Here is a 5,347-nt window from a genome sequence, read left to right as displayed (position 1 = left end):
CGACGACGAAGCCTTCCTCCAGCACCACGCGCGTGTCGATGCCCGCATACGCGGCCGGCAGCCGGATCATCCCGAAATCGATCCGCCGGTCGCGCAGCGCGGCGATCTGGTCGGGCGTCGGCAGGTCCTTCAGTTCGAGCGTGATCAGCGGATAGCGCTCGCGCATCGTGCGCAGCACGGCCGGCAGCAGCACGGGCAGCACCGACGACACGAACGCGATTCGCAGCGTGCCGATCTCGCCGCGGCTCGACAGCCGCGCCATCTGTTCCGCGCGCGCGGCCTGCTGCAGCGTGGCGCGCGCTTCGGGCAGGAACACGCGCCCCGTATCGCTCAGTTCGACCTTGTGCCGGTCGCGCTCGAACAGGCGCGCGCCGAGCTCTTCCTCGAGCGCCTTGATCTGCATGCTCAGCGCGGGCTGCACGATGAACAGGCGCTGCGCGGCGCGCCCGAAATGCAGCTCTTCCGCGAGCGTGACGAAGGCGCGCAATTGCTTGAGTTCCATGGGCGGCGGGCAGGCGAGGGTGGTAATCAGATTCCATGATAACCGGATCAAAAAAGACCATTGGCGCGGCGCCCGGCCGGCGGCCGAAGATACCGTCAACACGAGACCGGCCGCGATGGGCCGTCGGCTCGACTGGTATGAGGAGACACACATGACCAACGCGCTTGACCGGTTCCGCCTCGACGGCCGCCGCGCACTGATCACGGGTTCCGGACGCGGGATCGGGCTGACGCTCGCCCGCGGGCTGGCCGAAGCAGGGGCGGCGATCGTCATCAACGATCGCAATGAGGAGAAGGCCGCGACGCTCGTGCGGCACCTGCGAGAGGAAGGCTTCACGGCCGACTACGCGGTGTTCGACGTCACCGAGCACGCGCAGGTACGCGCGGCGATCGACGATTTCGAGGCGCGCATCGGCGCGATCGACATCCTCGTGAACAACGCGGGCATCCAGCGCCGCGCGCCGCTCGACGCATTCGAGCCGGACGACTGGCAGGCGCTGATGCGCGTGAACCTCGACGGCGTGTTCAACGTCGCGCAGGCCGTCGCGCGCCACATGATCGCGCGCGGCCGCGGGAAGATCATCAACATCTGCTCGGTGCAGAGCGAGCTCGCGCGGCCGACGATCGCGCCGTATGCGGCGACCAAGGGCGCGGTGCGGATGCTGACGAAAGGGATGTGCGCCGACTGGGCGCGCCACGGCATCCAGGCGAACGGCCTTGCGCCCGGCTATTTCGAAACCGAACTGAATCGCGCGCTGGTCGACGACGCGGCGTTCTCGGACTGGCTGTGCAAGCGCACGCCGGCCGGCCGCTGGGGACGCGTCGACGAGCTGTGCGGTGCGGCGATCTTCCTCGCGTCGGCCGCATCCGATTTCGTGAACGGCCAGACGCTGTTCGTAGACGGCGGGCTGACCAGCGCCGTCTGAGCGACGGTGCTTGCGCCGTGTGCGCAGCACCGTCGCGCCGGCTCGCGCCGGCATCCGAATTCCCAGAAGAGCCCGCCAGACGAGCGGGCCGATGTCCCGGCGCGATGGCGCCGGGTTCCGGAACGGAAGGCAGGAGACAGGAGACAACGATGGATCGCATTTCCCCGCCGCCCGCGCGGCACGATGCAGGGTCCGGCACGCCGGGTGACACCGTCGAGCGCCGCGGCGTCGACACGAAGCAGCTCAACCGCGCGGCATGGACCTGCTCGCTCGGCAGCGCGCTCGAATACTACGATTTCGCGTTGTATACGCTCGCGTCGGCACTGGTGTTCGGGCCGCTGTTCTTTCCCGCGCAGACCGCCGAGATGCGGCTGATCGCGAGCTTCGGCACCTACTTCGTCGGCTTCGCGGTGCGCCCGCTCGGCGGCGTCGTGTTCGGCGTGCTCGGCGACCGGATCGGCCGCAAGTTCGTCCTGACCGCGACGGTGCTGCTGATGGGCGTCGCGAGCACGCTGATCGGCGTGCTGCCGACCTTCGCGACGGCCGGCTACTGGGCACCCGCGCTGCTGATCCTGCTGCGCATCCTGCAGGGCCTCGGTGCCGGTGCGGAGCAGGCCGGCGCCGCGGTGCTGATGACCGAATATGCGCCGCCGGGCAAGCGCGGCTTCTATGCGTCGCTGCCGTTCCTCGGCATCCAGCTCGGCACGGTGCTCGCGGCGGCCGTCTATTTCCTGCTGCTCGCGAACATCGATCGCGTCACCGACGGCTGGGGCTGGCGCGTGCCGTTCCTGTTCAGCGCGGTGATCGTCGCGGTCGGGATCTACATGCGCGTGCGGCTGCACGAGTCGCCGACTTTCGTGCGGCTCGAGAAGCGTGCGCAGGTCCTCGCGAATCCGCTGAAGAGCGCCGTGCAGCATTCGAAGCGCTCGCTGCTGATCGGCATCGGCCTGCGGATGGCCGAGAACGGCGGCTCGTCGATCTACCAGGCGCTCGCCGTCAGCTATCTCGCCGGCGTGATCGGGATGAAGGGGCCGATCGGCGCGCTGGCGCTGGTGTGCGCGGCGACCGTCGGCGCGTGCACGGTGCCGCTGGCGGGGCGCCTGAGCGACCGCTTCGGCCGCGTGCGGGTGTATCGCACGTTCGCGTGGCTGCAACTCGCGCTCGCGTTCCCGGTGTGGTGGATCTTCAGCCAGGGGAACGTGGTCGCGAGCGTCATCGCGATCTCGGTCGCGCAGGGCTTCGCGAACTGGGGGATGCTCGGCGCACAGGCCGCGCTGCTGCCCGAACTGTTCGGCGCGCGCCATCGCTACATGGGCGTGTCGTTCTCGCGCGAAGTATCGGCCGTGCTCGCGGGCGGGATCGCGCCGCTCGTCGGCGCGACGATCATCGCGACCGTGATCGCGCTGCACGGCGGCGACCACACGGCCGGCGTGCGCGCCTGGGTGCCGATCGCCGCCTACCTGGTGCTGCTGACGCTGATCACGCTGTTCACGACGTCGCGGATGCCGGAAACGCTGAACCGCGATCTCGACGATCCGCTCGACGCGGCGCAGGCGGCGCCGGCACCGGACGCCGATGCGCTCGCCCGGCACGCATGAACACGCCGGGCGGCTGACGCGGCCCGGCACGCTTTCGCATTCAACTGACCACGACAGGAGCAAGCGCAGATGGCGCACGAATCGACCCAGCGGCCCGAACTGCTGATGACGGGCCCTTACCAGCCGTGGGACGACGCATGGCTGTCGGCCGGCTACGACGTCCACCGGTTGTGGGAGGCCGCCGACCGCGCGGCGTTCCTCGCCGAACACGGCGCCGGCGTGCGCGCGATCGCGACGCGCGGCGATCTCGGCGCGAATGCCGAGCTGATCGCGGCGCTGCCGAAGCTCGAGATCATCGCGTGCTACGGCGTCGGCACCGATGCGATCGATCTCGCCGCCGCGCGTGCACGTGGCATCCGCGTGACGAACACGCCCGACGTGCTGACCGGCGACGTGGCCGACCTCGGCGTCGGGCTCGCGCTCGCGATGATGCGCCGCATCGGCGCCGGCGACGCGTATGTGCGTTCCGGCGCATGGCGCGACGGCGACATGCCGCTCGTCACGCGGCTTTACGGCAAGCGTGTCGGCGTGGTCGGCTTCGGCCGGATCGGCTCGACGCTCGCGCGCCGGTTGTCGGGCTTCGACGTCGAGCTCGGCTACTTCGACGTCGCGCCGCGCGAGGACAGCCCGCACCGCTTCTTCGGCGACCTTGCGGCGCTCGCCAGCTGGTGCGACCTGCTGATCGTCACGCTCGCGGGCGGGCCGACGACGCGCCACCTCGTCGACGCCGCCGTGCTCGATGCGCTCGGGCCGCAAGGCTATCTGGTGAACGTGTCGCGCGGCACGACCGTCGACGAACCGGCGCTGCTCGACGCGCTCGAGCGTGGCGCGATTGCCGGTGCCGCGCTCGACGTGTTCTGGAACGAACCGAACATCGACCCGCGTTTCCTCGCGTTGCCGAACGTGCTGCTGCAGCCGCACCATGCGAGCGGTACGATCGAGACACGCCAGGCGATGGGCTGGCTCGTGCGCGACAACCTCGCCGCGCACTTCGCCGGCGCGCCGCTGGTCACGCCGGTCGCCTGAGGAGGCTGTCATGCGTATGCGTTGCATGTGCGTCGTGATCCACGGGCCGAACGACCTGCGGGTGGAAGAGCAGGATCCGGGCGAGATCGGCCCGGGCCAGGTGCGCGTCGATGTCGCGATGGGCGGCATCTGCGGCTCCGATCTTCATTACTTCCGGCACGGCGGCTTCGGTGCGATCCGGCTGCAGCAGCCGATGGTGCTCGGCCACGAGGTGGCCGGCACGGTCGCGGAAGTGGCGCCGGACGTGACGTCGGTGAAGGTCGGCGATCGCGTCGCGGTCAATCCGAGCCGGCCGTGCGGCGCGTGCCGCTACTGTCTCGAAGGGCTGCCGAACCAGTGTCTCGACATGCGCTTCTACGGCAGCGCGATGCGGATGCCGCACGTGCAGGGCGCCTTCCGCAACGCGCTCGTGTGCGACGCCGTGCAGTGCGTGAAGGTTGCCGATCACGTGCCGCTGTCGCTCGCGGCGCTCGCCGAACCGTTCGCGGTCGGGCTGCATGCGGTGTCGCGCGCGGGCCCGCTGATCGGCAAGCGCGTGCTCGTGTCGGGCTGTGGGCCGATCGGCGTGCTGGCGGTCGCGGCGGCACGCGTGCATGGCGCGGCGGAGATCGTCGCGACCGACGTCGTCGAGGCGCCGCTGGAAGTGGCGAGCGCGCTCGGCGCCGACCGCACGATCAATGCGGCGGTCGATACCGGATGGGTCGAGCGTTACGGCGCCGACAAGGGCACGTTCGACGTGATGATCGAATGTTCGGGCAATGCGCGTGCGCTGCGCGACGGGCTGGACGTGATGCGTCCGCGCGGGGTCGTCGTGCAGCTCGGGCTCGGCGGCGATGTCAGCCTGCCGCAGAACGTCGTGGTCGCGAAGGAGTTGTCGATCTGCGGATCGTTCCGCTTCCACGCGGAATTCGCGCTCGCGGTGCAGCTGATCAACGCGGGGCGCGTCGACCTGCGGCCGGCCGTCACGCGCGTGTTCCCGATGCGCGACGCGAACCTCGCGTTCGAACTGGCCGGCGACCGGCAGCGTGCGATGAAGGTGCTGATCGACTTCGCGGACGTGGCTGCTTGACGGTCACGGTCTCGCGCTTTCGCGCGACGGTCTCGACGCCATCGTAAAAAAAGGCACGCCCGCGGTGCGCGGGGCGTGCCTTTTTTCGTCGTGCTGCGCAAACGCGCTACGGCATCACTGCGTGACCTGCCGCACGCCGACGCGCTGCGACGCGAACCACAACGCGATCAGCGCGCCCGCGGTTTGCGGGGCGTGCCTTTTTCGTCGTGCTGCGCAAACGCGCTACC

At 70.0% G+C, this 5,347-nt stretch carries 5 protein-coding genes; 4 read left to right on the top strand and 1 reads right to left on the bottom strand.

Annotated elements, in window-relative coordinates:
• Positions 1-502: LysR family transcriptional regulator (locus JYJ84_RS27665; protein ID WP_205189707.1), on the bottom strand; the 502-nt coding region annotated here is incomplete at its 3' end.
• Between the two features lie 151 nt (positions 503-653).
• On the opposite strand from JYJ84_RS27665, the gene JYJ84_RS27660 reads away from it, so the two are divergent.
• From JYJ84_RS27660 to JYJ84_RS27645, 4 genes are all read left to right on the top strand, one after another.
• Complete coding sequence (locus JYJ84_RS27660; RefSeq protein ID WP_122946597.1) at positions 654-1,427, top strand: SDR family NAD(P)-dependent oxidoreductase; 774 nt, start codon at positions 654-656, stop codon at positions 1,425-1,427.
• Positions 1,428-1,576: 149 nt separating this feature from the next.
• Positions 1,577-3,025 carry an MFS transporter gene (locus tag JYJ84_RS27655; RefSeq protein WP_122944452.1) on the top strand — a complete coding sequence of 483 codons (1,449 nt, stop codon included), beginning with the start codon at positions 1,577-1,579 and terminating at the stop codon, positions 3,023-3,025.
• 69 nt (positions 3,026-3,094) lie between these two features.
• A complete protein-coding gene (locus tag JYJ84_RS27650; RefSeq protein WP_175222953.1) occupies positions 3,095-4,051 on the top strand; it encodes a 2-hydroxyacid dehydrogenase in 957 nt (318 codons plus the stop codon).
• Positions 4,052-4,061: 10 nt separating this feature from the next.
• On the top strand, positions 4,062-5,120 hold the full coding sequence (locus JYJ84_RS27645; RefSeq protein WP_174960398.1) for an L-idonate 5-dehydrogenase: 1,059 nt from the start codon (positions 4,062-4,064) through the stop codon (positions 5,118-5,120).
• The last annotated feature ends 227 nt before the right edge of the window (positions 5,121-5,347 follow it).

The sequence above is a fragment of the Burkholderia sp. LMG 13014 genome (assembly GCF_905232215.1).
Lineage (GTDB): Bacteria > Pseudomonadota > Gammaproteobacteria > Burkholderiales > Burkholderiaceae > Burkholderia.
The sequence above is the reverse complement of the archived record's forward strand: the minus strand, read 5'-3'. Positions and strand labels throughout refer to the sequence as shown.

Excerpts from the sequence above, each read along its gene's own strand:
- JYJ84_RS27660 (WP_122946597.1), top strand. The coding sequence starts at position 654 with ATGACCAACGCGCTTGACCGGTTCCGCCTCGACGGCCGCCGCGCACTG.
- JYJ84_RS27655 (WP_122944452.1), top strand. The coding sequence starts at position 1,577 with ATGGATCGCATTTCCCCGCCGCCCGCGCGGCACGATGCAGGGTCCGGC.
- JYJ84_RS27650 (WP_175222953.1), top strand. The coding sequence starts at position 3,095 with ATGGCGCACGAATCGACCCAGCGGCCCGAACTGCTGATGACGGGCCCT.
- JYJ84_RS27645 (WP_174960398.1), top strand. The coding sequence starts at position 4,062 with ATGCGTATGCGTTGCATGTGCGTCGTGATCCACGGGCCGAACGACCTG.